Origin of the sequence: Sporosarcina sp. P20a, assembly GCF_002743175.1 — a bacterium.
In the GTDB taxonomy this organism is placed as follows: domain Bacteria; phylum Bacillota; class Bacilli; order Bacillales_A; family Planococcaceae; genus Sporosarcina.
This window is the reverse complement of the sequence record NZ_PDYT01000003.1, coordinates 16,746-42,746: the sequence shown is the minus strand read 5'-3', so window position 1 is coordinate 42,746 and position 26,001 is coordinate 16,746. Positions and strand designations below refer to the sequence as shown.

At 44.5% G+C, this 26,001-nt stretch carries 26 protein-coding genes and 1 riboswitch; of the genes, 14 read left to right on the top strand and 12 right to left on the bottom strand.

What is annotated here, in order from left to right:
* Positions 1-70 precede the first annotated feature (70 nt).
* Both CSV72_RS05765 and CSV72_RS05760 read left to right on the top strand, forming a co-directional pair.
* Positions 71-1,801 (top strand): DUF2207 domain-containing protein, encoded by a 1,731-nt coding sequence (locus tag CSV72_RS05765; protein ID WP_099677543.1) that lies wholly within the window; start codon positions 71-73, stop codon positions 1,799-1,801.
* A 23-nt stretch (positions 1,802-1,824) separates the two neighbouring features.
* A complete protein-coding gene (locus CSV72_RS05760; RefSeq protein WP_158232160.1) occupies positions 1,825-3,228 on the top strand; it encodes a cryptochrome/photolyase family protein in 1,404 nt (467 codons plus the stop codon).
* Here CSV72_RS05760 and CSV72_RS05755 read toward each other — a convergent pair.
* The gene (locus CSV72_RS05755; RefSeq protein WP_255407585.1) at positions 3,225-4,106 is read right to left on the bottom strand and encodes a MerR family transcriptional regulator; all 882 of its coding nucleotides are present in this window, start codon (positions 4,104-4,106) and stop codon (positions 3,225-3,227) included. The two genes, CSV72_RS05760 and CSV72_RS05755, sit on opposite strands and share 4 nt — an antisense overlap.
* A 128-nt stretch (positions 4,107-4,234) precedes the next feature.
* Between CSV72_RS05755 and CSV72_RS05750 the strand changes: the two genes are divergently transcribed.
* The 3 genes from CSV72_RS05750 to CSV72_RS05740 all read left to right on the top strand — a co-directional run bounded on the left by CSV72_RS05750 (position 4,235) and on the right by CSV72_RS05740 (position 6,661).
* Positions 4,235-4,681 carry a hypothetical protein gene (locus CSV72_RS05750; protein WP_099677540.1) on the top strand — a complete coding sequence of 149 codons (447 nt, stop codon included), beginning with the start codon at positions 4,235-4,237 and terminating at the stop codon, positions 4,679-4,681.
* 207 nt (positions 4,682-4,888) lie between these two features.
* On the top strand, positions 4,889-5,959 hold the full coding sequence (locus tag CSV72_RS05745; RefSeq protein ID WP_099677539.1) for an ABC transporter permease: 1,071 nt from the start codon (positions 4,889-4,891) through the stop codon (positions 5,957-5,959).
* 3 nt (positions 5,960-5,962) lie between these two features.
* Positions 5,963-6,661 (top strand): ABC transporter ATP-binding protein, encoded by a 699-nt coding sequence (locus tag CSV72_RS05740; protein WP_099677538.1) that lies wholly within the window; start codon positions 5,963-5,965, stop codon positions 6,659-6,661.
* Between the two features lie 502 nt (positions 6,662-7,163).
* On the opposite strand, the gene CSV72_RS05735 is transcribed toward CSV72_RS05740, so the two are convergent.
* Genes CSV72_RS05735 through CSV72_RS05720 form a run of 4 tightly spaced genes read right to left on the bottom strand, consistent with a single transcriptional unit; the run spans position 7,164 to position 9,736 of the window.
* Positions 7,164-8,180, bottom strand: coding sequence for a ThiF family adenylyltransferase (locus CSV72_RS05735; RefSeq protein WP_099677537.1), 1,017 nt, complete (start codon positions 8,178-8,180; stop codon positions 7,164-7,166).
* Complete coding sequence (locus tag CSV72_RS05730) at positions 8,177-8,950, bottom strand: thiazole synthase (RefSeq protein WP_099677536.1); 774 nt, start codon at positions 8,948-8,950, stop codon at positions 8,177-8,179. The genes CSV72_RS05735 and CSV72_RS05730 overlap by 4 nt, the downstream gene beginning before the upstream one ends.
* Positions 8,947-9,153 carry a sulfur carrier protein ThiS gene (gene thiS, locus CSV72_RS05725; RefSeq protein ID WP_099677535.1) on the bottom strand — a complete coding sequence of 69 codons (207 nt, stop codon included), beginning with the start codon at positions 9,151-9,153 and terminating at the stop codon, positions 8,947-8,949. Before thiS ends, CSV72_RS05730 begins: the two co-directional genes overlap by 4 nt.
* Complete coding sequence (locus CSV72_RS05720) at positions 9,137-9,736, bottom strand: thiamine phosphate synthase (RefSeq protein WP_099677534.1); 600 nt, start codon at positions 9,734-9,736, stop codon at positions 9,137-9,139. The genes thiS and CSV72_RS05720 overlap by 17 nt, the downstream gene beginning before the upstream one ends.
* Before the next feature lie 70 nt (positions 9,737-9,806).
* Positions 9,807-9,915, bottom strand: a riboswitch (TPP riboswitch).
* A 414-nt stretch (positions 9,916-10,329) separates the two neighbouring features.
* On the opposite strand from CSV72_RS05720, the gene CSV72_RS05715 reads away from it, so the two are divergent.
* The 5 genes from CSV72_RS05715 to CSV72_RS05695 all read left to right on the top strand — a co-directional run bounded on the left by CSV72_RS05715 (position 10,330) and on the right by CSV72_RS05695 (position 15,060).
* Positions 10,330-11,010 carry a phosphoribosylaminoimidazolesuccinocarboxamide synthase gene (locus CSV72_RS05715; protein WP_099677533.1) on the top strand — a complete coding sequence of 227 codons (681 nt, stop codon included), beginning with the start codon at positions 10,330-10,332 and terminating at the stop codon, positions 11,008-11,010.
* 607 nt (positions 11,011-11,617) lie between these two features.
* The gene (gene ectA / locus CSV72_RS05710) at positions 11,618-12,142 is read left to right on the top strand and encodes a diaminobutyrate acetyltransferase (RefSeq protein WP_233191106.1); all 525 of its coding nucleotides are present in this window, start codon (positions 11,618-11,620) and stop codon (positions 12,140-12,142) included.
* 66 nt (positions 12,143-12,208) lie between these two features.
* The gene (gene ectB / locus CSV72_RS05705; protein ID WP_099677532.1) at positions 12,209-13,489 is read left to right on the top strand and encodes a diaminobutyrate--2-oxoglutarate transaminase; all 1,281 of its coding nucleotides are present in this window, start codon (positions 12,209-12,211) and stop codon (positions 13,487-13,489) included.
* Positions 13,490-13,504: 15 nt separating this feature from the next.
* Positions 13,505-13,894 (top strand): ectoine synthase, encoded by a 390-nt coding sequence (locus CSV72_RS05700; RefSeq protein ID WP_099677531.1) that lies wholly within the window; start codon positions 13,505-13,507, stop codon positions 13,892-13,894.
* A gap of 569 nt (positions 13,895-14,463) precedes the next feature.
* On the top strand, positions 14,464-15,060 hold the full coding sequence (locus tag CSV72_RS05695) for a superoxide dismutase family protein (RefSeq protein WP_233191104.1): 597 nt from the start codon (positions 14,464-14,466) through the stop codon (positions 15,058-15,060).
* Between the two features lie 699 nt (positions 15,061-15,759).
* On the opposite strand, the gene CSV72_RS05690 is transcribed toward CSV72_RS05695, so the two are convergent.
* The 3 genes from CSV72_RS05690 to CSV72_RS05680 form a co-directional block, all read right to left on the bottom strand.
* Positions 15,760-16,050 (bottom strand): DUF2653 family protein, encoded by a 291-nt coding sequence (locus CSV72_RS05690; protein WP_099627715.1) that lies wholly within the window; start codon positions 16,048-16,050, stop codon positions 15,760-15,762.
* A complete protein-coding gene (locus CSV72_RS05685; RefSeq protein ID WP_099677529.1) occupies positions 16,035-16,484 on the bottom strand; it encodes a hypothetical protein in 450 nt (149 codons plus the stop codon). The genes CSV72_RS05690 and CSV72_RS05685 overlap by 16 nt, the downstream gene beginning before the upstream one ends.
* A 98-nt stretch (positions 16,485-16,582) precedes the next feature.
* On the bottom strand, positions 16,583-17,710 hold the full coding sequence (locus tag CSV72_RS05680) for a CAP domain-containing protein (RefSeq protein ID WP_099677528.1): 1,128 nt from the start codon (positions 17,708-17,710) through the stop codon (positions 16,583-16,585).
* A gap of 276 nt (positions 17,711-17,986) precedes the next feature.
* On the opposite strand from CSV72_RS05680, the gene CSV72_RS05675 reads away from it, so the two are divergent.
* Positions 17,987-18,448: a hypothetical protein gene (locus CSV72_RS05675; protein ID WP_099634016.1), complete on the top strand. Its 462-nt coding sequence runs from the start codon at positions 17,987-17,989 to the stop codon at positions 18,446-18,448.
* 21 nt (positions 18,449-18,469) lie between these two features.
* Entirely contained in the window at positions 18,470-18,637 is a 168-nt protein-coding gene (locus CSV72_RS16700; RefSeq protein WP_158232159.1) for a hypothetical protein, read from the top strand.
* A 46-nt stretch (positions 18,638-18,683) separates the two neighbouring features.
* On the opposite strand, the gene CSV72_RS05670 is transcribed toward CSV72_RS16700, so the two are convergent.
* From CSV72_RS05670 to CSV72_RS05655, 4 genes are all read right to left on the bottom strand, one after another.
* Positions 18,684-20,834 carry an MMPL family transporter gene (locus CSV72_RS05670; protein ID WP_099677527.1) on the bottom strand — a complete coding sequence of 717 codons (2,151 nt, stop codon included), beginning with the start codon at positions 20,832-20,834 and terminating at the stop codon, positions 18,684-18,686.
* A gap of 148 nt (positions 20,835-20,982) precedes the next feature.
* Positions 20,983-21,183 carry a cold-shock protein gene (locus tag CSV72_RS05665; RefSeq protein WP_009766462.1) on the bottom strand — a complete coding sequence of 67 codons (201 nt, stop codon included), beginning with the start codon at positions 21,181-21,183 and terminating at the stop codon, positions 20,983-20,985.
* A 191-nt stretch (positions 21,184-21,374) separates the two neighbouring features.
* The gene (locus CSV72_RS05660) at positions 21,375-22,373 is read right to left on the bottom strand and encodes an inorganic phosphate transporter (RefSeq protein ID WP_099677526.1); all 999 of its coding nucleotides are present in this window, start codon (positions 22,371-22,373) and stop codon (positions 21,375-21,377) included.
* Positions 22,374-22,386: 13 nt separating this feature from the next.
* Positions 22,387-23,007, bottom strand: a complete 621-nt coding sequence (locus CSV72_RS05655) for a DUF47 domain-containing protein (RefSeq protein ID WP_099677525.1) — start codon at positions 23,005-23,007, stop codon at positions 22,387-22,389.
* Positions 23,008-23,241: 234 nt separating this feature from the next.
* On the opposite strand from CSV72_RS05655, the gene CSV72_RS05650 reads away from it, so the two are divergent.
* The gene (locus tag CSV72_RS05650; RefSeq protein WP_099677524.1) at positions 23,242-24,432 is read left to right on the top strand and encodes a chromate transporter; all 1,191 of its coding nucleotides are present in this window, start codon (positions 23,242-23,244) and stop codon (positions 24,430-24,432) included.
* Between the two features lie 71 nt (positions 24,433-24,503).
* Positions 24,504-25,721 carry a multidrug effflux MFS transporter gene (locus CSV72_RS05645; RefSeq protein ID WP_099677523.1) on the top strand — a complete coding sequence of 406 codons (1,218 nt, stop codon included), beginning with the start codon at positions 24,504-24,506 and terminating at the stop codon, positions 25,719-25,721.
* The last annotated feature ends 280 nt before the right edge of the window (positions 25,722-26,001 follow it).

The following is a 26,001-nucleotide window of genomic DNA, read 5'->3' as shown; positions in this document are numbered from 1 at the left end:
TAAGGCTCTGCCAATAAATGAATCTATTGATCACCTCTTATCGTATACTCCTGATAAGAGGTGATTTTTTATGAAATGGAAACTGTTACTCGTCGCTTTACTAGCTTTCCTAGTTCTACCGACGACAGCTGGGGCTGTAGATTTCAGCATTTCGGATGTGAAAATCAACGCGCAGTTGGAACCGGATGGGACTGTTCAGGTTAAGGAGCAGCATACGTATGATTTCGACAGTGAATTTAACGGGATCATTCGAGAAATTCAACCGAAAAGAGGGGCTTCAATTAAAGACTTTACTGCCTTTGAAAAGGGTAAGGAGTTAGAAGTCGAAAAGCGTTATACTGAATATCGTGTACACCGCAAAGGAGACAGTGAAATCATGATCTTCGATTTGCAATACACCATTAGGAATGGAATGGAAAAATATAGTGATGGCGCGCAGTTTTACTGGCCGTTTTTTGACCGTCGTAATGAAACCGATTATCGCAATATGACGATTACAATTGTGCCTCCTAGCCGAGCGTCTGACGTGATGTACATTGGCTATGATAGTGCGGAAAATACAGGGAAAGTACAATCGGATGGAACGGTCATATTTTCATTAGGTGAAGTTCATGCAGGCGAAAATGGAGATATTCGTGTAGTTTATGAGTCGTCTTTATTTCCAGAAATGACTGCAGTAGATAGCGACATCCGTCCGACGTTGAAAAAAGATCAAGAAATGGCAGCTATGTTACGTCAGAAGTTCATTCAGAATCAAAAGATGATCGGCGTTGTGGGTGGTGTTAGTGCAGTGGCGGGTATTTTTGGAGTTGGTTTGATTGGATTTTTTGCGAATGCTAGAAGGAAAAGATATGTGAAGGAAGCATACTATCAAATGGAGTCGAATGGTTTCTACGTTCCAGCGAATGATATGAGCTTACCAGCAGTACTTCTTTTCAAGAATGGGGAGGCTTCCGTCGAGCTGATGTCCGCGGCGCTGCTTGATCTCGTTCGTAAAGGGAATGTGAAACAACTATCCGATGAAGAGTTTGAATTGGTTGACGCGAACGTTAAGTTAGAACATGAGAAGCAACTAATTCAGCTGTTATTTTTTCAAATTGGTCATGATAAAAAGTTTACATTGAACGAGTTGAAAAGTTACACAAAAGAAGAGAAGAATTATGAAGCGTTTGATAAGAAATTTGTCATGTGGAAAGATCTTGTAAAAGCAGAATTGAATGAACATAAAATGAAGGTCAAGACTACGAAAGAACGTGTAATACTAAGTTTAATCGGTGTACTTGGAATTGGGTTTGCCATCTCCTTTTTCTATTATGAGTTATATTTGCAGCTAGTTATAGTGGGGATTTTGACATTGGTTGCATTTGGATTCGCATTGTTTTATAGTCCATATAATTATGAAGGGACTTTGCGTAAACTCGAGTGGGAGCGAGTAGGTCAATGGATGAAGGAACTAGATGCGAAGAATTGGGAAGGGTTATCCATTGATGATCGTTTTTGTGTGTTGATTTACGGAGTGGGCGTGAAGCACCCTGAACTGGACGCGTATTATAAGGACTTCGTCAGCGCGCAGAAGCAGCTTGATCAAAATCGCGCTCGTCATGATGAAAGATACCCACATGATACGGGAGACACGCAGTACGGAAACTCCTACTACGGAGGTGCCGTCTACAACCCTGTATTCCTTGCAGGTTCATTCAACCAAGCGTCATCCAATGTATCGAACAATGCTCCAAGCAGTGATAGTAGCAGTGGAGGCGGAGGAACCGGTGGTGGTGGCGGAGGATCGGGTGCGTTTTAAAGTAAGTAAAAGGAGTGAACAGAGTGAGTAAAACAATAGTTTGGTTCCGAAAAGATCTGCGTTTGCATGATCATCCTGCATTGGTGGAGGCGGCAGCACATGGTGAAGTGTTGCCCGTTTTCATTTTGCCAGAAACGCTTCACGCAGCATCGGATTGGTGGTTACATCACAGCTTGCTGGAAATAATCGAGCGCTTTGCGGAGCAGCAAATCCAGTTCGTCGTCAGACAAGGACAACCTGTTGAACAGTTAATGAAGCTAATAGATGAAAGTGGAGCGGATCAGCTTGTTTTCAATGAATTATATGATCCGGAAAGCCGTGAAGCAGAACGTGAAGTAGCGGAAGCTTGTGAGAAAAGACGTGTTCAAGTGCGTTCATTCCAAGGGTCATTACTCGTTACGCCGGATGCGATTTTTAATAAAACGAATCAGCCATATAAAGTATTTACGCCTTACTGGAGGCGACTGCGCCAAGAACCCATCGCGACACCGCTTGCTACTCCTGAATTCGTGCCGTCTACTGCTACGCTACAATCTTTGTCTTCAGATGAATGGAGACTGTTATCGGATTACCCTTGGTATGACAAGCTCGCAAGCTATTGGCAACCTGGTGAAAAAGCTGCAATGGAATGTTGGGAAACGTTCCGAGACAGTGGGTTATACGATTACTTAATAGAACGGGATCTTCCAGCACAATCTAGTGTCTCGCGAATGTCACCTTATTTAGCTTGGGGGAATGTTAGCGTGCGTTCGCTATGGTACGGTGCGTTAGTTGCGGCGGAGGACGTTGGTGATCAACAAGTGGAAGCTTTTATTCGGCAATTGGCGTGGCGCGACTTCGACAATTACCAGCTGCTTTATTTTCCTGAGATGTTGACGAAACCCGTTCGCCAAGAGTTTGAAAACTTTCCGTGGCAACCAGCTGACGGTCAGCTTGAGGCTTGGAAAACAGGGCGTACCGGTTATCCGTTAGTTGATGCCGGGATGCGTGAACTATGGGAAACAGGCTATATGCATAACCGTGTTCGGATGGTTGTGGCTTCTTTTTTGATCAAGCATTTATTGATCGATTGGCGTGAAGGTATGGCGTGGTTTGAAGAGACGCTGGTAGACTTGGATTTAGCGAATAATGCGATGGGATGGCAATGGGTGGCGGGCAGTGGTTTTGATGCCTCACCGTATTTTAGAGTGTTTAATCCGATTCTCCAGGCGAAGAAATTCGATGGGGATGCGCAGTATATAAAAAAATGGCTGCCCGAGTTAACGGGCATGCCAGTAAAGTATGTATTTCAGCCGGCGGAAGCACCGAATGATGTGTTGGAATCGGCAGGCGTTACGATAGGTACAACCTATCCGGCTCCGATCGTTGATCACCAAGCTGCCCGTGCGCGTGCATTGGCAGCATATGATACATGTAAAAACTCTTAAATCTCATCAATCGACTCCAGCAGATGGATATGTTGTAGATGTAACCGATCCGCCCAAATGATTGCCCCGTATCCGCCTAGATAAAATTCGGTATGGGGATGTTGGCCTGCAAACTCGTCCAACTCCTGGATCATCTGCGGATCCTTCTCAAACGGAAACGTAGTGGATGCTGACAGCAACACTTTGACAGGCTTTATCTTTTCTATAAGAGACTGGATAGCGCCTGGAGCCGGTGAAGATCCAATCATCGCTGTGCGCCAGCCGTCGAGCATGAGTTGCAGTAGAAAAATATGCACTGGGATTTCATGTGATTCATTCGGAAGACACGCACCAAGCAGTATAGGTGAGTCTTCCCGGTATTGAAAGTTGCGACGTAGCTGAACGAGCTGATCACGCACGACCAAACTCGACAAAGCTTCCTGGTATTCATCCCATTCACCACTTGCCCAGTGATCCCCTATTTCCTTTAAAAATGGAATAACGATTTGCTGCAGATAGTGTTCAAGTCCTAATCGATGATAGGCTGCTTGTAAGGAGAAGTTTAATTCTAGCTCATCACAATTTTTACCGTGGCGCAGTAAGTCGCTCAGTGTATCTTCTAAATAGCTGTTTTCAGAATTTGATGGAATAGTGGAGTTTTTTTGAGACTTTGCCATTTCAGCTGCTTGTGATAGCGCAAAACCCTCTTCTGCATAGCGCTTCATCAGCAAAAATAACCGAATGTCCTCATCATGATAGACTCGATAGCCATTATCGAGACGCTGTGGAATCACGATATCATAGCGCTCTTCCCACTTCCTCAAGACTTGCCTCGACAAGCCTGTTTGATCTGCAACCTGTTTAATGGTATACGTAGGGGTTTCAGACGACGGCTTCAAAGCAATCAACCTTTCTGTGTACTAGAATTAGCGATCAACTATCGCTCTGTTCTTCATATCTAACATTATACATAGATTTGACGAGACAAGTCAAATCTGTTATTTTTACATTCTAGGAAGGTGTCTAAATGAAAAATACATATATTGTGCAAGGTACATGGATTGGTGTCATAACGGGGATTTTTCTCGCTATACTATTGAAAGGGGTGCAGTCCGTTACAGGTCACAAAGTGTATACTTTGCTATTGAATGTAGATTACATCCCCATCGTAAAAGAGTATGCATTTCCAGAAGTAATTGAAGTGTTTTTTCATCTAATTGTATCAGTTGTGCTCTGTATCATACTAGTGACGTTGTACGATAAATGCAATGGTTTCATCCGCAACCATGTGATTCTATTCACTTTTCTAGTGAATGTCGTTATCGGATTAATCTTGTATCCAACGACTTCATTTTCTGACCGAACGCCAAGTGTCACGAACATGATTTCTCTGTTTTGGTGGATTGCGGGACACGCGGTATATGGTTTCTTTGTAGGGATTTTGATCAGCAGGAATTCAAAAAGTAAGAATTAGGTTTATTCTAATCAATTATTCTAGTATTTGTAGTTAGAACTATGTATAATCAATTAACATGAACGTTATACAAAGTGTGAACAAATCAGGAAACGGCAGTTTGTTTATATCGATAGAAGAATATGATAATTAGGCAATGAATTTCATTGAATTACGGCGTATCGAAAGAAGTAGCAATAAATATCCTATAAAAGGAAGTGAGAATGCATGTTTTTAGCTTGGAGTGAAATTAAAAAGAACAAATTACGGTTTTTACTCATTACATCGATCTTGCTATTGGTGTCGTTCCTCGTGTTCTTCCTATCGGGACTGGCAAATGGGTTAGCCAGCATGAACAGAGAGGCGATTGACACATGGAAAGTTGATGCGGTGTTACTGACAGAGGAATCCGATAAAAGTTTATACGAATCGGCACTCAACAAAGAAGTAGCCGATGAGCTAGATGCGAAAGAAACAGCTGTTGTCAGTCAAATGGGAGCTATTGCGAACAACGGTGACACCAAGCAAAACGTTATGCTCTTCGGTATTGATCGAGATGAGTTTATCAAGCCCGAAGTCACTGAAGGGGACCCGACGTTTTATGTTCAAAACGGTGTGGTAGCATCCGATGTGTTGAAAGATGAAGGCTTTAAGATCGGCGATACGCTGGAGCTATCTTCATCGGATACCGAACTGACGATTGTCGGCTTTACGGAAAAGGCTCGTTTTAATGCATCACCTATACTTTACATGAAGTTAAATGACATGCAGAAGATCAAATTTGGTGACGCGTATACAATGAATAAAGATATTGTCAACGCAATTGTCATCAAAGACAAAGATTGGGATGCACTATCCTTGCCAGACAATACGGAAATCATTGAAACGGAAACCTTCATTGAGAATCTGCCGGGTTATACAGAGCAGAATTTGACGTTAACGTATATGATTTACTTCCTATTCGTTATCTCGGCTGCAATTGTTGCGATTTTCTTGTACGTATTGACAGTACAGAAAATCAGCATGTTCGGTCTAATGAAAGCGCAGGGGATTTCCAGCGCTTATTTGGCAAGATCGGTTATCGCGCAGACATTCATTCTTGCGCTAATCGGGGTTGTCCTCGCATTCGGTCTGACATTACTTGCGGGAAGCTTCCTGCCAAATGCCGTTCCTATCATGTTTGATATACCTACCATGATTATTTATGGTTTGGTCTTAATAGTAGTGGCGATTCTCGGAGCCGTCATTTCGGTTTGGACGATTATCCGAATTGATCCGCTCGAAGCGATAGGAGGATAAAAGATGGTACTAGAATTACGAAATGCGAAAAAGACGTTCGGTGAAGGCAATACGCTAGTCGAGGCGATGAAGGAGACCAATTTTGTAGTCGAACGTGGCGAATTGGTCGCAGTCATCGGGCCATCAGGTTCAGGTAAAAGTACGTTCTTGACGGTGGCTGGGGGTCTTCAAACGCCAAGCGAGGGCGAAGTCATCATTAACGGAAAAGAATTATCGCAGCTAAATGAAAAGCAACGTTCTAAAATTCGTTTGCAGGAAATTGGTTTTATATTACAAGCTTCCAACCTTGTCCCGTTCTTAACTGTTGACGAGCAGCTCGAATTGCTGAATAAAGTGAAGAAAGGCAATATGTCAAAAGACGAGCAACGTAAATTATACGAGGATTTAGGTATTACCAAATTGCATAAGAATTATCCTTCCGATCTATCGGGCGGCGAGCGGCAGCGTGTAGCGATTGCTAAAGCGCTGTTCAGTAAGCCATCAATTCTTTTGGCAGATGAGCCTACAGCTTCACTCGATTCCGATCGGGCGTTTGAAGTGATGGAGTTGTTGCGTAATGAAACCAAGTCCAATCAGACGGCGACCATTGTTGTGACGCACGACGTACGGTTGATCAAGTACGTAGATAAAGTGTATAAGATGACGGATGGTGTGTTGAGGCTGGAGAGTACGGCTGAGGCGGATTTAGGTTTGCCTGAGTGATTGGGATGTTAGATTTTTAATGAAATAAACGCTTCGGACGGCCATTTTTAAGGCTTTCCGAAGCGTTTTTTATTGGTGGGATTGTGGTGGGGTGCTCTATGTGGCGTGTTAACCGCTCAAAGTCGAGTTAAATTGTGTAGCGGCTCATAAAATCGTGGCAGCGCTCAATACTGCCGTCTACCCGCTCAATGCAACACGCTACCCACTCTATCCAGCGAGTAAAGCGCTCATAAAACTGCTTGAGTGCTCTATGCTGCTTGTTATCCGCTCAATGTGACGTGTAAACCGCTCAATATCAAGTTTAATCGTGGAGCCGCTCATAAAATCGTGGTAGCGCTCAATGTTGCCGTCTATCCGCTCTATGCAACACGCTACCCGCTCTATCCAGCGAGTAAAGCGCTCATAAAACCGCTCGAGCGCTCAATGCCAAGAGCTATCCGCTCTATCAGACACGCTACCCGCTCATAAAACCACGCACCACCGCTCTCCCCCAAAAAAACGATCACCCCAACAAACCAGCCACAATCCTCCGCGCAACCGTAATATCCTTCGTTCCATGCACCAACATCCGGCCGTCGCGGAATAACACGAGTCGATGGTCGTCATATTCACAGGAAACCAAATAAGGGTTTTGCTTTAAATCAGAAACAATATCGCGAATGGACTCGGCAAATGGTATCAGTTCAACTTGTCGATTCTTCGGCCATGTCAGTTGAACGGTGTCGCGTCCGCACAGTACGGCGGTCCGAATGACTTCATTGGCAGACAGATAAGGATAGACAGGGGTGTCTGAGCAACTTGGGCAATTGGGTTTCTTCATGCTTTGTACGTTCATTGCGGCGCGTTCGCCTGTCCAGAGATCGACGGATTCGAGACGGGGTTCCATCGTCGCCCCCGTGATACACTTCAGCAGTTCCGCGGTTTGTCGGGCAGCAGTTGTGACGACGATGGGCGAGATGACGCCGACTGTATCGCATGTCAAAGACTGTGGCGGCAATGCTTCGAGCAGGCAATGTAAGCAGGGCGCTTCTTCTTTTACACCAATCGGAAACGTCAGACCGTAGCTACCGACGCAAGCACCCATGAAGAAGGGGATGCCGAGTTGTAATGCGGCATCATTTGCGAGTAATCGAGTTTCGATATTATCTGTGCCATCGAGAATGAATTGATGGCCTTCGAATAATTCGAGGACATTTTCAGGCGTGACATCCGCCACAATCCCACGAACTTTCACGTCGCTGTTGATAGCGCGCAATCGGTTTTCCGCAGCGATCGCTTTAGGCAATTGATCGATGACATCTTGCTCTGTATATAATTGCTGTCTATGAAGATTGGTCCATTCCAAAATATCGCGATCGACAATCGTCAGTTCGCCGATCCCTGCCCGCACTAGCATCTCCGCTCCGGAAGAGCCGAGCGCACCAGCTCCTAAGACGAAAACTTTTGCTTCGCGGATACGTTGTTGCCCAATTGGTCCGATGGGTGCAAACAGTTCTTGCCGAGAATATTTACCGATCAAGTCGTCACAAGCCCTTCAGTCGGACTGCTAGCTACACCATAATCACGGACCGGCATACGTCCAGCTTTATAACCGAGACGTCCCGCTTCAATCGCGAGCTTCATTGCTTCCGCCATCATGATAGGATTGGCGGCTTCCGATACTGCCGTATTCAACAATACACCGTCTGCGCCGAGTTCCATCGCAAAAGCTGCGTCTTTTGGAGAGCCGACTCCTGCGTCAATGATGACGGGTACATTGGATTGCTCAATAATAAATGACAAGTTCAATGGGTTCAGAATGCCTCTGCCCGAACCAATCGGTGCAGCACCCGGCATAATAGCGTGAACACCTAATTCGCATAGTTTTCTCGCAAGTACTACATCGTCTGACGTATAGGGCAATACAATGAAGCCTTCCTCTAACAGCATTTCAGAAGCGCGTAATGTTTCCACGGGATCAGGAAGCAGCGAACGGCTACATCCAATGATTTCAACCTTTACCATGTCGCAAAGTCCGGATGCTTTGGCGAGACGTGCGATATGTACGGCTTCTTCTGCTGTACTCGCTCCTGCTGTATTTGGCAGCAATGTATAGCGCGTCAAATCAAGTCGCTCTAGGAAATTGGGCTGTGATGCTTCGAAAATATCCATGCGTCGTACCGCAAACGTCAGGATTTCTGCTTCCGATACAGCGACTGCTTGTTCCTGTATTTTAAATGAAGGATATTTCCCTGTACCTAATAATAATCGTGAAGAGAATTCTTTATCTGCAATTTTTAACATCTTCATCCGCCTCCTACAAAATGTATGATTTCAATTTGGTCTCGGTCCATGATCGGTGCGTCGTAGTGATCTTTCTCCAAAATCTCTTTGTTTTTCTCCACAATCAAAATGCGATCACCAAGTCCTAAATGTTCAAGTAACTGCTGAATCGTCCCTACTTCTGAAACAACTGAATACGATTTTCCGTTCAGATCAATCATTTTCTCCATAAGATACCTCTCCTATTCTATAACTTTGTAAGATTTCCAGTGAACGCATAGGAGATAATACGGCCGCACCTGCTACGTTATTTCGTTGTAAAATGGGCAGGTGATGCGGCTGAATTCCGCCGATCGCATACACGGGAACCGAACTACACTCAGCAATAGAAAACAATTCTTCCGTTCCGCGCGCTGGCAGTCCAGGCTTCGATGACGTCTTGAAAATATGCCCGTACAGGAGCCAATCAGCACCTTCTTGCGTAGCTTCCTTTGCTTCCTTCAATGAATGAATCGAGCAACCGAAAGTGAGCTCAGGAAATTTTCGATGTGCCTCCCGTAACGGCATACCATAACCAGTCAGCTGTACTTTTGAGAGGTTCAGTCTTCTAGCTAAGTGAGGTCTGGCATGAAGAATGAGCTTGTCGAGTGGAAATTCAGTACTGGCAAGACGCGTAACTAGATCTACTAGTTGTTCGTCTGTCTTGGACTTTTCCCGCAAAATGATGGCATCAAGAAGCGGTGCTGTCTGCAACAAATCTAGTGCCAGTTCATCAACCGAAAGACGGTCGTCGGTCACGCCAAGTAATTTCATTCATTCCCCTCCAATAGAAAAAACCACTTCCCGAATCGGAAAGTGGTAGAAATGTCGACAGAAATACATACGGAACGACTCGCCACTTCCCTCCGCAGGTGCTAACCTGTTCAGGTAATAAGGGTTTCAGAGCCACACTCTTTTCTCAGTCCTTGTGAAGGATTCCCCTAATGGTCAAAATATTTGGTTTTCAGAACTAGCGTATCATGCCCATGGTGGAATGAAAAGAGTTTTTTTGAATAAGTACTCATCCCGCAATTTAATTGCCGATATCGATTTCTACAACAATTACAGTGATCGTTAAGGATGCTTGTTTCTAGTGGAGCCAAATCAATATGTGTCTTGATGGGGGGTAGGTATTCTACTTAGTACGAATTTCAAATAGCGCTCCGAAAATAGGTAGAACGTAATTGTATGAAAGTATATGATAATTTCCTCCTCTTCAAGTGTATTTATTATCCTAAGTATAAGATTATTTTGTGAAATCTACGTTGAAGTCCGTCAAGTTTCGTCAAACAATACTTTTTCTTCTCGTCAAAGTGCTTTATACTGAATAAGTAGTACACATTTATGAATAGAGGAGAATCGTACGGATGAAATTAACCTATTCTGGTAAAACGAAAGACGTCTACCGCTTGGAAGATGGCCACGTGCTATTGAAATTCAAGGATGATGTAACAGGGGAAGATGGTGTATTCGATCCAGGTGCCAACACAGTAGGCCTGACGATTGATGGTGCTGGGAAGTCCGGACTTCGCATGACACAATACTTTTTTGAGAAATTGGCGGAGCAAAACATACCGACACATTACATCGATGCCAATCTGGACGAAGTAACGATGACGGTGAAGCCTGCTACGGTCTTTGGTAAAGGATTAGAAGTGATTTGTCGATACCGTGCGGTCGGAAGTTTCTTGCGCAGATTCGGTGCGTACGCTGAAGAAGGACAAGTACTTGATGCTTTCGTGGAAGTGACATTGAAAGACGACGAACGTCGAGATCCACCTATTTCAGAAGATGCTTTGGCCCAACTTCACATTTTGACGCATGAAGAATACGCAACACTTAAAGAATTAACTCAGCAAATTTCTGAAGTAGTCCGTTCAGAGATGGCCGAAAAAGGTTTAGAGCTATATGATATTAAATTGGAGTTTGGTCGTGATCCTGAGCGGAATATCATGTTGATCGATGAAATTTCAGGAGGCAATATGCGCGTTTATCAAGGTGATACATATATTGCACCAATGGAATTAGAAAAGATATTATTTTCATAAAATTCAACCGGAAACGAAAAATGTTTCCGGTTTTTTATATTCTCTCTCAGGCTATACGCTGACTGGCTTAGCTGAGTTTTACTTTTTAATCAAATAAATAAATAGATATATTTACTGTTGACAACGTTTTCGGAGTTTCCTATAATAGCAACCAGTGTCACAGGCGACACCTAGTTTGCTTCTTCGCCAGTGTGTGAACGTTGGTTGGATGAATGCGTATGGTAGTAAATTTTAGATAATGAAAGTGTCTTTCATATCAGCGAATCGTTAATATATCTGCTGTTTCCATGAACAAAAGCTCCCCGCTTTTGTAAAGGCGCTCTTTTTTGCTCTTCATACTGCAAGGCAGAAAGATAGCACCCATAGTAGCCAGCAAGAATCTCCATTTTGGCTTTTCTACGTAAGTACCCTTGCTATATCCGCTAGATTCATAACTAGAATCTGCCGAGTGTATGTGCTCGGTCCGTAAAAACCTCACATTAATGACTATTCGACGAACGTATTGGAAGTAGATCGTGTTCTCGGGTAACGAAGCACACATCTTAGAAATTCACAGATGATGAATACTTGTACAACTACATGTAAGAGAACTTGGAGGAGAAACTGTTTGGACACAAAACACAAAGTTTCGATTGCAGGACTAGATCCGAACGATCCGTATTCATTTCGTATTCCGACTGTAAATGATGGAAAGTTCATCTGGCAGCTCATTAAGGATACGAACGTACTTGATTTGAATTCCTCTTACAGCTATTTGCTGTGGGCAGACCAATTCAGCGATACGAGTATTATCGTAGAAGATCATGGAAAGCTTGTAGGCTTCATTTCAGGCTTTATTCAACCAAAAGCGCAAGATACATTGTTTATCTGGCAAGTCGCAGTCGATGAATCGGTACGTGGTAAGCGTATAGCTTCCCATATGCTGCATACGATTTTGCAAAGTGATGCATGTCGAAATATTCGCTATCTAGAAGCGACCGTCACACCATCTAATGAGGCGTCCACTAAGTTATTTACAGGCTTAGCACGTGATTTGGAGACGGAATGCACGATTACGGATGGCTATACGACAGATCAATTCCCTGGTGGCGGGCATGAATCAGAAGAACTGTTCCGCATTGGACCATTCTGAGAAACAAGCCGATTGCCGCAACATGACACGGGAAAATACAGAATCTAACGGAGGAATTAATTACACATGGTACTGACAAAAAGTCAGAAAGTAATGGAAGTATTCGAGAATCGCGAGTCGCAAGTGAGAAGTTACAGCAGAAGTTTCCCAACAGTATTCAACAAAGCAAAAGGCTATAAGATGTGGGACACGGAAGGTAAAGAATATATCGATTTCTTCGCCGGCGCAGGTGCTTTAAACTACGGCCATAACAACGATAGAATGAAAGAAAAGCTGATTGAATATATTCATGATGATGGAATTTCACATAGTTTGGATATGGGGACGACGGTCCGAAAAGAATTTCTTGAACGATTTAACGAAGTGATCTTGCAGCCGCGAAACATGGACTATAAAGTAATGTTTCCTGGTCCTACTGGGACGAATACAGTTGAGAGTGCGCTGAAAATCGCCCGCAAAGTTACGGGACGTCAAAATATTGTAAGCTTTACAAATGGTTTCCACGGCATGACGCTTGGTGCGTTGTCTGTAACAGGCAACTCATACAACCGCGATGGAGCCGGAGTACCGCTTACCAATACGACCTCTATGCCGTATGATACGTTTTTAGAAGAAGGGCAATCATTGAACTTCCTAAAAAAGTATTTAGCAAATGCAAGCAGTGGCTTGGATTTACCTGCAGCTATGATTCTCGAAACGGTACAAGGGGAAGGCGGCATCAATCCCGCAAGTTTTGGGTGGTTGCGTGAAGTGGAACGTCTCTGCAGAAATTACGATATCTTATTAATTGTCGATGATGTGCAAGCAGGTTGTGGACGTACTGGAACATTCTTCAGTTTTGAACCAGCCGGCATTAAACCGGACATCGTTTGTCTATCAAAATCCATTGGTGGCTACGGATTACCATTAGCACTCACGCTGATCAAACCAGAATACGATACATTCGGTCCAGCTGAGCATAACGGAACATTTCGCGGTAACAATATGGCGATCTTGACAGCGACTGAAGCTTTATCGTACTGGGAAACAGATGAATTCGCTAAATCGGTACAAGAAAAATCCAAGCTCATCACGAAGCGCATGGAAACCATCGTCGAAGACTATCCACAGTTGAAAGCTACAACACGTGGCCGTGGCTTCATGCAAGGAATCGTCTGTGGTGAAGGCAAGGAAGACTATGCGGATAAAATCTGTGCAAAAGCATTTGAAAAAGGCTTGATCATTGAAACATCTGGACCTGAAGGCGAAGTCGTCAAATTCCTCGGTTCATTGATTATGGATGAAGAAGGTATTGATCAAGGCTTTGATATTCTAGAAGAAGCGATTGAAGAAATTGTTAAAAACTAAGGGAGAGAATGTTCAGTGATAGTACGTACAGTAGATGAAATTATTGGTAGCGAAAATGAAACAAAAGCAGAAAATTGGGCAAGCCGACGTTTCTTGCTGAAGAAAGATAATATGGGCTTCTCGTTCCACGAAACGATTATTTATGCTGGAACGGAAACACATATCCATTACCAAAACCACCTAGAAGCTGTCTACTGCGTGGCAGGCGATGGGGAAATCGAAACGATCGCAGACGGCAAAGTCTATCCGATCAAAGATGGTACGATGTATGCGTTGAATGAACACGACGAGCATTATTTACGTGGTGGAAAAGATGACATGCGCTTGATTTGTGTCTTTAACCCGCCAGTCGTCGGAACGGAGACGCATGATGAGAACGGTGTGTATCCGCTGATTGAAGATTAAGTGTTGTGGAATGTACTATGGTTAGTGAGCACTCTGAGGGTAATTCCTTGGAGTGTATTTTTTATTGTGGGGGGGCGGGTGAGAGGGCCGGCCGCTCATTAATTTGGCTGAGTGCTCTATGTTGTGGCTTATCCGCTCATAGTTTCTGGGCGAGTGCTCTATCAGTCCTTATAAATGCTCAATGTAGTACTTGGCTCCGCTCAATGTCATGGGGTAAGCGCTCAATGCTATGCTTTCTATCTGTCGCTGCTCAAGGTCAGGAGGTAACCACTGGTTCCGTGCAAAGTCATCCACTAATCGCTCAATGCGACCCTAGATCCGCTCAATGTTAGTGTTTAAGCGCTCTATGCAATGCTAAATCAGCCCAAAGTCAGTCGTTAACCGCTCATTGCATGGCGGCGTCCGCTCAATGTCACAAATTATACGCTCAATCCAGCACGTGCTCCGCTCATAAAGTCCCAATCACATGTTAGAATTTCATTAAATAGGGTACACTAGACACTATGAGTTCATTATAAAAGCAGTAATGAACAGTAATGTACATAACTTACACAAGGAGGAATTCAATTATGTGGAAATTACCTAGTATTGTATTGGGCTCGGCACTAATGATGGCGGCTTGCGGTGGCGCGGCGGATGAAGAAAAAGAACCGGTCAACGGTAGCGGTGATCCAGTCGTGGAAGAAGAGGGAACAGCGGAGCCTGAAGTGATGGCGCCGGTTATGAATGTTGACGGAGAAGAAATCGGTTCTGTAACGCTAACGCAAGGACCATCTGGAGTAGCGATGGACATTGACGTAACGGGCCTTGAGCCAGGTGAACACGGCATGCACTTCCATGAAACGGGTGTCTGTACAGCACCAGACTTTAAAGAGTCGGCTGGCGGTCACTTCAACCCAACAGATAAAAAACACGGGTTAGAGAATCCAGAAGGACACCATGCAGGAGACTTGGAGAATCTTGTGGCGGATGAAGAAGGGAACGCAAAAGTTACTGTAACAACAGATGCAGTTACGCTTGAGTCTGGAAAAGACAATTCATTAATTGATGAAGACGGAACAGCTTTGGTTATCCATGAAGGTCCGGATGATAACGTAACAGATCCAGCCGGCAATTCTGGAACGCCATTTGCTTGTGCTGAGATTACATCTGAGAATATGAAGTGATTAGGCAAGTAGGATGTCCCGGGGTTTCGGGGCATCTTTTTTTGTGTTGTTTCGACTTGTTTAAGTTTAAGTGCAAGTGCAAGTGCAAGTGCAAGTGCAAGTGCTTGGAAAGAGTGAGTTACTTAGTGATTACGATGGGATGGAAGCTCCAGTTGGCGGACGCTTTCCCATGGGCCCGCGGTGAGCCAACTAGTCACTGCGTTCCTTTGGTTGTCTCACCTGATCGGGCTAATCCATCGGGAAGAGCCGTAACGAAGGACGGCTTTTGCGAGTAAAAGCGAAGCGTTAGGAGCACATCTTTGCACTTCGCCGCCAACTTCCGCTTCCATCCTACTTTTATAGTGAAAGGACTAAGAACACTTACTGTCGATGGTGTGTGAATTATTGTATTGTCTTAACTTATTTTAATTCAAGTACTGAAGTTCAAAAGTGTATTACAACACTTACTTTAATGCGCAACAAAGTGTATCTTCCACTCACACTGCAAGAGATTGGCGCGTAGGAGGGGCGACTCCGGGAGGATCAGCGGGACAGGTGAAACACCATGCGAGCGAAGCGAGCTGTGTGGTTCACCGCCCGCCCTCCGGAAAGCGTCCCCTCCGAAGCACCAATCCCCACCCCAACACCACTGCCAGCCTCTCCATTAAACTATTGAACACGAAAAAAAGAACGCCCTCCCGGAAAGGGGCGTCCTGTTGATTATCGAACAATCGCGATAATCCCTTCTTCATCATCCAGCTTTAGCTGAATGCCTGCTGCCATCGGATCCTGATCGAGATACTGCTCGATCCAAAGGCGAAGCGCCTCGACTAGACGGGAGGTGTCCAAATGATGCATCTTGCCGTTAAGCTCGGCGTCTGCTGAAAACCCAGTGTCGTCATCGTAAGCAAGTTCGACTTCCACGTCGTCTGGCATTGCACGTGATTCTTTTGCAATCAATACACATACTGCATTTACTACGTCCTGTTCGTAAATTATCTGTTGTTCCATTGATTCATGTCCTCATTGCGTTTACGCTCTTTCTCTTTGAAGATCGCGAAAATCTTCCGAACCATGTAAATGATGAAGACAATCGCTAACACGTTAATGAGCAAGCCCATAATGGATCCAAGCATACCCATATTCGCAAACAAGCTACCGAATAATAGACCTGCCAGTCCACCAACCAATAGACCTTTCATCAAGCCGCCACCCATACCGCCTGGCTTCTTAGCTGTCTTGCCCGCTGTTGCTTTATCAGTACTTTGATTGGTATCTTGTTTCTTTTCTGCTTTGTTCGGTTGCACACGATTAGGTGTACTGAAGCTCTTCTTACCAGACTTATAGCCACGTGCTTCGGCAGTAATTTCATCTTGGAAGATGATGTTCCCGATTGGCGACAAAATCAACGTCGCAGCGAGGAAAAATGCAGCAAATTTTTTCAATTGATAATCTCCTTTAATGCTGTAGTGAAGGTCTTGGATCTACCCATGCCCTTCACTTTATTTTACTGGATAACTAGCCGTAATGAAAGGAAATTCCCTTACTTAGCGAAGAAGTTTTCCGTATAAAATGGCTGTTCTTTGTCGTTGAAATCTACACCGATCCCAAGGAACTGATAGTCGCGGATTAATATGTTTTCTCGGTGGCCTTTTGAATTCATTAGCCCTTCATGTGCAAAAATACTGCTTGATTGACCATATGCTAGATTTTCACCGGCACTGACGAATTGGACGCCTTGTTTTTTCATGCGATCGAAAGGGGACTCGCCTTGTAAGTTTTCATGGCTGAAGTAATCTTGCACTGCCATATCGGTACTATGTAGACGTGCCGTTTCAGATGCCAGTTCATCCCATGTTAAAATGGAACGACCGTGGCGAACTCTTGCTGCGTTCGTCAAATCAAACAATTGCATCTCAAAGCCTTGGCGCATCGCATCGTTTTGAGGGGCGTAGAGCGCGGACTTTCTTTGCTCTAGCGAATCCGAGATTAATTGTACTGCGGTTACGGTATTTTCATTATGCAGATCATAAAAGACATACATATAGAGTCCATCCGAATGAAAGATGTCCATGCCTTCATCATTTTGCAACTTATAAATGTTTGTCCCTTTACGGATTTCAGAGATTGGTTCGCCGAGTCCTTGACGTACTTCTGCTTTTGGCACGCCGTATTCGATGCCGATAGATGAAGCGATCAGGCGATCATTTGTATAAATCGCATTGACGCGACGTTTAATATCGTATGACAGCATGACGAAGTTCTGATAGTTATCATGGAACGTCAGCCATTCTGTGCCGTATTCATTAACGGATTTCCGCGTAGGGTCTCCGAGCTTTTCCTTCACTTGTGCTTCCGTTGTACCAATTTCGATATTGTGGATAGAAATAATGCCTGTTGCCGGCGCATCGAGCACGGGTTGGGCAACTTCCTCTGGGGGACTGCTTCCGTTTGCTTTATCGGAAATGAATGTAATTAAATCGACAATCGATTCTTTTGTATAGTCAAGCGCAGATCCAACTACTTCCTCGTTCAGCACGGTTTCTACTTTGGCATCAAGCGGATCGAGAAACGATAAATCCACGTATTCTGATACCGGGCCTTCCCATAAGGGCTTGAAAGCGTAGAGTAGTACGGCAAGAAAGAGTAACTGAAACAGGCGTTTTATCATTAGAAACCCACTCCTCTATCACATTATACTCTGTTTCCCCTTCAGCAATACAGTGGTAACTATGAAATGTTGAAAATTATCGTCCAGAGTAGCAGGAAAAAGGGTATACTAAAAAAAGAATGGAAGTTTGGAAGGAGTGGATGGCATGTTCGGTGGTGTGAGCAGTGTACCTTCCTGGTTTTATATAGTCGCAATTGCAGTCGTTATATTGCTTGTCCTGATTACGGAATGGCGAACAAGATGAACACTGAATATCAAAAGAAAGAAGGAAATAATATGTTAACATTTGAAGAGAAACAACAGATTATAGAAGAGTTCCCGGAGTTAGTGAAGAAAGAAGTGTCTATGAAGCGCTTGAACTATCATTATGAAGAGTCTTTGTACGATAAAACGGTAGTCGTGCAGCATTTGCACCCGAATGGGAATGCATTTGTTTACGTGGCAGATGTGAAAGGCTATGAAGCAGATGATCGCGGTCTAGTCAATGTACGCGAATACTCTGCAGATGAATTCCGTGCAGTGATTCGTGCGGCAATTGAAGGATTGGCGACAGAAGTTGAGGAACCTGAAACGATTGCAGAAACATGGCAGAATTCCAATGGTCAGATGCTGACACTTCTTGAAGAAGATGGCTTCTTTAATATTTACCATGAAGTAAACTTGGAAGAAGGCTTCGGAGATTACGGTGAGGCGGCAAGTTATTTGAAAGAAGAAGGCTTTTCCGTCAAAACGAAATAACAGCTACAGGAGTGATATCGAATGAAGGGTAAAACAGTTGCGATTTGGCTGATCGTCGTGTTGATTGTGGCGGTAGTGGGCGTCGTATTAATGGTTCAGACTACCTTCAAAAATAATCCTACACAAAAAAATCATCAATCATTGGACAACCAGTCATATACCGAAATCGGCACGTTTGGCTGGCAATAAAAGGAGAAGAGCCTGTTGAGAATATACGATTCTCAACAGGCTCTTTTTATTTTTTTACACTATATTTCTGGCTGTTCGAACGATACAAGCCTTTACCAAACGGTAGCCACCAGTTCCATTTTCCGAACAGTTTCATTAAGCTTGGCACTAGCAATAGTCTAATGATTGTCGCATCGATCGCCACTGCGACTGCAATCCCGACGCCGATTTGTTTCACGGGCATGACGTCTGTAAACGCAAAGGCGCCTGTTAGAACGATCATAATCAGCGCGGCAGACGTGATGACTTTACTCGTCGTGGCCAGTCCTTCGACTGTAGATTTATCATTATCGAACGACTGCGCGAACTCTTCTTGCATGCGCGAGATTAAGAACACTTCATAGTCCATGCTCAAGCCGAATACGAGACTGAAGACGATGACTGGAATGATGAGCGCTACGGTCCCCGGATTTAATCCGAAGTGGCCATACTGGAATATATAGACGAGAATGCCGAATGTTGCGGACAATCCGAGAATATTCATCAGAATCGCCTTCACGGGAATGATCAGTGAACGGAATGCGAACATCAAGATGAAGAAGGTAGAGACGATGATAATGAGCAATACGTATACGATGTGATCAGCTATTTCATCGAAGATTTCCTGGTTGAACCGCGGTTCACCGCCAAGCAAAATGTTAAAACCTGTATCGTTCTCCGACCAATCGCGGATCCAATCTTGTGCTTCATTCGAACTGCCGGCAGCGCTTAATGTCACAGGGATGAATAAACGGTTACCGCTGTCGGTGAAATTCTTTAACATAGGATTGAGCTGGTCGTACATTTGCGGAATACGCAGAGTTTGCTCCCATTCCACGACGTTATCGATTCCGCTGATCGTAAAGACAGTCGAAAGGTCTTTGACCAATGGATCATCTTTCAACTGATCTTGTAACGCTATCATATCGTGAAGACCTTCCGTCGTTTTCCAACTTCCGTCACGCTCTGCGATCAAGAACACTGTACTCTCATCGCCTAAACCAAATGTATCTTCCATTTGTTCAAAAGCTACACGTGTATCGAATGTTTCTGGCAATGAATCAATCTGTGGGATCGTCAGCTCCATATTTTTCACTGGAATTACAGCAATTGCTAGTAACACAAATGCTACAATCGCAATCGTTACGGGGCGCTTGATTACATAATTCGCAAACTTTCTCCAACCGTTCGCATCTTCGCCACGCTCTTTCAGCAAACGTCCTTTATGGATGCGCTCGCCTAGCATTAGCAAAACGGAAGGCAATAGAGTAAGGGAAGAAACGACCGCCATACCTACGACAATCATACCTCCGAGTGCGATATTCATGAAAATATCCACTTGGATGAGAAGCATCGCGCCGAGTCCGATGAACACACAAACAGCAGAGAATATAATCGAGCGACCCGCAGTCCGAATCGTCATGATAATAGAATCTGTCACGCTGCGCTTAGTCAGCTCTTCCCGATAGCGACTAATAAATAATAAAGCAAAGTCGATAGAGAGGGCGAGACCGAGCATCGGTACGATATTTAGTACGAATATGGATAGGTCCACCGTATTGCCAAGCAACGCTAAAATTCCGAGGGTAGAGACGACTGTACCGATGCCGACGATCAATGGAACGAATGAAGCAACAATTGTACCAAACGCAAACAGTAGCACAATGATCGCAATCGGCAAACCGATAGCTTCAGCTGTCATCAAATCGCGTTGGCTAGCCTGGTTGACGTCGTGTTCAAACGCCGCTCCGCCAGTGAGTGTTACGCCTGTTTGACCATCGATTTCATCGCGGATATCCTCCACGACTTGCGGCATATCGTCAGGCACCGTATCAAATTGCAACAAGGCATAGGACAAATCTTTCGTATACTGCGCTTTTTCAGCTAGAGGGGATACGATATCCGACACGACACCGAGCCTTTCCAGCTGATCAAGTGAAGTATCGATTTCTGCGTCAGTTTTTCCGTCAAACACTAAAAACAAAGATTCTGCAGGTAAGCCGAAGTCTTCCGAGACAATCTTCATCACTTGTTCATGCTCGCCGTCCACGCGGAAGCCGTCTCCAGCAAGCAGGCCGGGCAACTGAATGGCGAAATACGTCATCACCCCAAATAGTACAATCCAAAACGTGAAAATCCATTTATATGATTGGGTTACAAACTTCCCGAAACGTTGCAACGTAATTCCTCCTCATTCTATGAATGAAATCAATTATTCTCATGTCTATGCTTATCATAACAATGAAATATAGAGAAGTGCTACGGAAATATGGAAAGAAATGCACAAAAAAACCACTTCCTAAAAGGAAGTGGTTTGTATAGTTAAATTAGTTTTTAGTTACGTTAGTAGCTTGAAGTCCGCGTTGTCCTTGTTCGATCTCGAAAGACACGTCTTGACCTTCTTCAAGAGTTTTGAATCCGTCACCTTGAATAGCTGAGAAGTGTACGAATACGTCGTCGCCATCTTCACGTTCGATGAAGCCATAACCTTTTTCTGCGTTAAACCATTTTACTTTACCTTGTTCCATGTTTGTTTCCTCCTCGTGCACACTCGTGTACACATTGTATTACTATCCTTGCTCAATTTCTAAAAAACGGTCGAGATAAATCGTAGACCAACGTCGAACAAAAATAATTCTTCTTTATCATAACAAGAAAAGGCAGATAAAGCAAGCTGAATGATTAGTTCAAGAGAATGGTCGCTTGGATTCTTAGGTAGTTATAGGAAAAGTGTGAATATTTTATAGACGACTGCAGCCATTAAAGCGGAGATCGGCATTGTGATAATCCACGTCAAAACGATCTTCTGTGCGACTCCCCATTTCACACCTTTCAAGCGTTGCGCTGAACCGACTCCCATAATAGAAGAAGAGATTACGTGCGTCGTACTGACTGGTAAATGAAGAAGGGTAGCGCCAAAAATAATGACTGCGGAGTTTAAATCTGATGCAATCCCGTGAATCGGTCGTATCTTCATGATTTTGCCGCCAACGGTCTTGATAATCTTATAACCGCCGATTGACGTACCGATTCCCATCGCAGTCGCGGCCGCAATCCGTACCCATAGCTGAATATCATCGGTAGTTTGTAATTCCGCCGCTATTAAAGCCATCGTAATAATACCCATCGCTTTTTGCGCGTCATTCGTTCCGTGCGTGAATGATTGAATCGCGGCCGTACCAATTTGCATGTAGCGGATACGGCGGTTTGCTTTAAATAAATTACGGTTCTTTAAAACCGTACGTAATAGGGTCATGACAATAAATCCACCGACCAATGCAATGATAGGAGATAGCAACAGTGCCTGGATGATCTTAATGAAGCCACTGTAATTTAGAATGCCAAATCCCGCTGCCGCTATCGCCGAGCCGGCAATAGATCCGATCAGTGCATGCGACGAGCTAGAAGGGATTCCGAAATACCACGTGACCAAGTTCCAGATAATCGCGGAAACGAGTGCTGCCAAAATAACGAGAGAACCGTTTTCTAATAAGAACGGATCAACGATATCTTTCGTAATGGTTTTTGCTACGCCTGTGAATGTCAGCGCACCAACGAAGTTCATCGTGGCGGCGAGCATAATCGCAGTCCGTGGTTTCAATGCGCGTGTCGATACCGAAGTAGCGATCGCGTTGGCTGTATCGTGGAAACCATTGATGAAGTCGAAAGCCAAGGCAAATACCACGACGAGAATGGTGAGTATGAGAATCGTATCCATTGGTTAGGACCCCTTATGCGTTGCGCATGATGATGGTTTCGATATTATTTGCCACGTCTTGACAGAAATCCGCGGTATCTTCAAGCAGTTCATACAAGTCTTTCAATTGAATGATGCGAATTGGATCTTTTTCACGAATGAACATTTGCTTAATGGAAGTCCGCAACACTTCGTCACAAATCCGTTCGTACTCTTTGATTTGCACGGCATGTGTACGCATTTCGACTAGCTTTTTCTTCGTCAGCAATTCCATCGCCAAAACGATCTCATCTGAACTTTTCATAATGTTGATCATGAACTTCTGCATGTATTCATCGATTTCAATGAGAGAAAACATCTCAAGATTAGCAAGAAAATGCTCCATACCATCGAGGATATCATCCATGGCAATCGCGATATTCAAAATATCTTCCCGTTCAATCGGCGTCATGAACGATGTATTCAATTTCGTGATTAATTCATGAATCAACGTGTCACCAGCTGTTTCATATTCCTTCATTCGAATGCTGACAGCTTTCAAGTCAGAGACAGAATCGACTTTAAAATCGTTCGCATAGTGCATAGATTCCTGCACATGCTTGGCGATGTCCAATAAAGCTGTAAAAAAAGGATCGGGTTTACGTGGACCTAGCATCTAAATTCCTCCATCTATTGTTGACATCGATAGTTATTACATCATACAAAAACCGTGCGAAAAAAGATAGCGAACGATGTAGAATTTAAGCGAAAATTGCTTAGGCTTTCGATTAGTCCTTTGTATGTCCAACTATTGTTAAATTATCGTTAAGTTCTACTAAATCCATTGAATATAAATTGGGACATGAGATGATCAGCAGTAAAGCATTACATAAGCGGAAAGGAGATCAAAATGAAGAATAACACAGCTACTTCCGTAAAAAGGCTAGTAGAACTATTTATCGTCTCTCTTAAACTAGGACTGACCTCATTCGGTGGGCCAACCGCGCATTTAGGTTATTTCCATGAAGAGTATGTCCGGAAACGGAAGTGGATGGATGAAAAAGGGTATGCGGATTTAGTAGCATTGGCGCAATTCCTTCCAGGCCCGGCAAGCAGTCAGGTAGGCATTGGAATGGGTGTGGCACGTGCAGGGGTAGTAGGTGGATTTGTTTCCTTTCTAGGTTTCACGATGCCGTCTGTAGTGGCATTAATCTTGTTTGCCACGCTTCTAGAAGGTTCGGATGTTAGTGGGGCAGGCTGGTTGCATGGATTGAAGATCGTGGCTGTAGCGATTGTTGCGCATGCGGTCCTCGGAATGGCGAAGAATTTAACGCCGGATGTTAAGCGTAAGGCCATCGCATTACTAGCGCTAGTCGTTACGCTTTTATGGCAAGCGGCTTTTACACAAGTCGGTGTGATTATAGTAGCGGGATTAGTAGGGTTATGGCTGTTCAAAGTTCACGATTCGTCAGATGGTAGTTCATCCAAATTCCTCATATCGAAGAAAACAGGAATCATTTGTTTAACACTGTTCTTTACTTTGCTTGGTATATTGCCATTGCTTCGAGAACTGACGGGATCTTACTGGATCGCGTTATTCGATAGCTTTTATCGATCGGGCGCGCTCGTATTCGGCGGAGGACATGTAGTCTTGCCTTTATTGGAACAGGAATTAGTGCCAGCGGGATGGATCGGAAACGAGTCATTCCTAGCCGGTTACGGCGCGACACAAGCCGTTCCGGGACCATTGTTTACGTTTGCAGCCTATCTCGGTGCCGTGATGAACGGTTGGCAAGGTGGATTATTCGCGACCGTTGCGATTTTCTTGCCTGCCTTTCTATTGATCGTCGGAGCACTGCCTTTTTGGGACATTTTGCGCAATCATCCGAAAATCAAAGGAGCGGTCATGGGTGTCAATGCCGCGGTCATCGGAATCTTACTCGCGGCGTTATATAATCCAATTTGGACAAGCTCGATTTTGCGGGCAGAAGACTTTGCATTGGCGGCGATATTATTCAGTATGCTAACCTTTTGGAAGATGCCCCCATGGATCGTCGTGCTATTCGGTGCGATAGGCGGAACTATATTGTCCATACGGTAGAAAGACAACCCAATGCGGTTGCTTTTTTGCTATACTAAATGAATTCTATAGAAGAAAAGGGTTATGTACATATGAATACTTCATTACAAAAAAAGATTTCTATGCCGACTGTTTGGCTCGTAGTACTGCTCGGCTCGTTGTCAGCATTCGGTCCGCTGTCGATGGATATGTATTTGCCAGGATTGCCGATTGTGGCGGAGGATTTAAATGCTTCGACCTCACTTGTTCAATTAAGTCTAACAGCCTGTTTAATCGGCTTAGGCGCAGGCCAGCTCATTTTCGGTCCGTTAAGTGATATTTACGGCAGACGGAAACCGCTCGTCATTACGCTCAGCGTGTACGCAATTGCTTCCGTTCTATGTGCGTTTAGTCCGAATATCTGGATTTTCGTTGCATTACGTTTCGTTCAAGGTATGACAGGCGCTGCGGGCATTGTGATCGCGAGAGCTTGCGCACGTGACTTATATGTAGGAAATGAATTAACTAAGTTCATGGCAATGCTGTCAATCGTCAGTGGATCAGCACCAATACTTTCACCGATTGTAGGCGGTGTCGTGCTGAACTACGCTTCGTGGCATATGGTGTTCCTTTTACTCGGTATCATCGGATTATTAATGTTTTTATCAACAGCATTTTTCTTGCCGGATACGTTGCCGGTTGAAGCACGTTCGGAGAGTGGAATGCTGGCAGTCATCAAGACGTTTAGCGGTCTACTAAAGGATAAGTGGTTCTTAGGCATCGCGTTGACGCAAGGCTTGATCATGTCGGGCATGTTCGCGTACATTGCGGGATCTCCGTTCGTTTTGCAGAATATTTATGGCGTTACGGCACAACAGTTTTCCTTGTTCTTCGCGATGAACGGTGTCGGTATCATTACGGCAGCGCAAGTGACGGGTCGACTTTCTGGTAAAATTCACGAGTTGAAGTTCCTGCGCGCGGGTGTATTACTATCATTCACGGCTAGCATTTTACTTCTATTGACGGTTTGGAATGAATGGCCACTTGCCGTAATTGCGACGGCATTATTCTTTATGGTATCGAGCGTTGGCCTAGTGTCGCCGGCAGCGTTTTCGCTGGCGATGCAGAGTCAAGGTAAGTCAGCAGGAAGCGCATCGGCATTTCTCGGGCTATTGCCTTTCATCGGCGGTGCAATAGTTTCGCCGCTAGTAGGACTAGCAGGAGACAGCTCGGCTTGGCCACTTAGTATTATCGTATTGACATGTAGTACGGCTGCCTTGGTGATCTACTTTACAGTGGTTCGCAAGGCGTTTCGGATGCAAGAGGTTTGATTGGATAGGCAGGCAGTGGTGTTGTGGTAGGGGATTGGCGCTACGGAGGGGACGCTTTCCGGAGGGCGGGCGTTGAACCACACCGCTCGCTTCGCTCACAGGGTGTTTCACCTGTCCCGCTTATCCTCCCGGAGTCGCCCCTCCTACGCGCCAATCCCTTGCAATGTAAGTAGAAGACACTTTTTTTGCGCGTTAAAGTACGTTTTGTAATCCATTTTGAACTTCAATACTAGATGCTAACTAAGTTAAGACAAAACACTACTTCATAAACTATCTACAA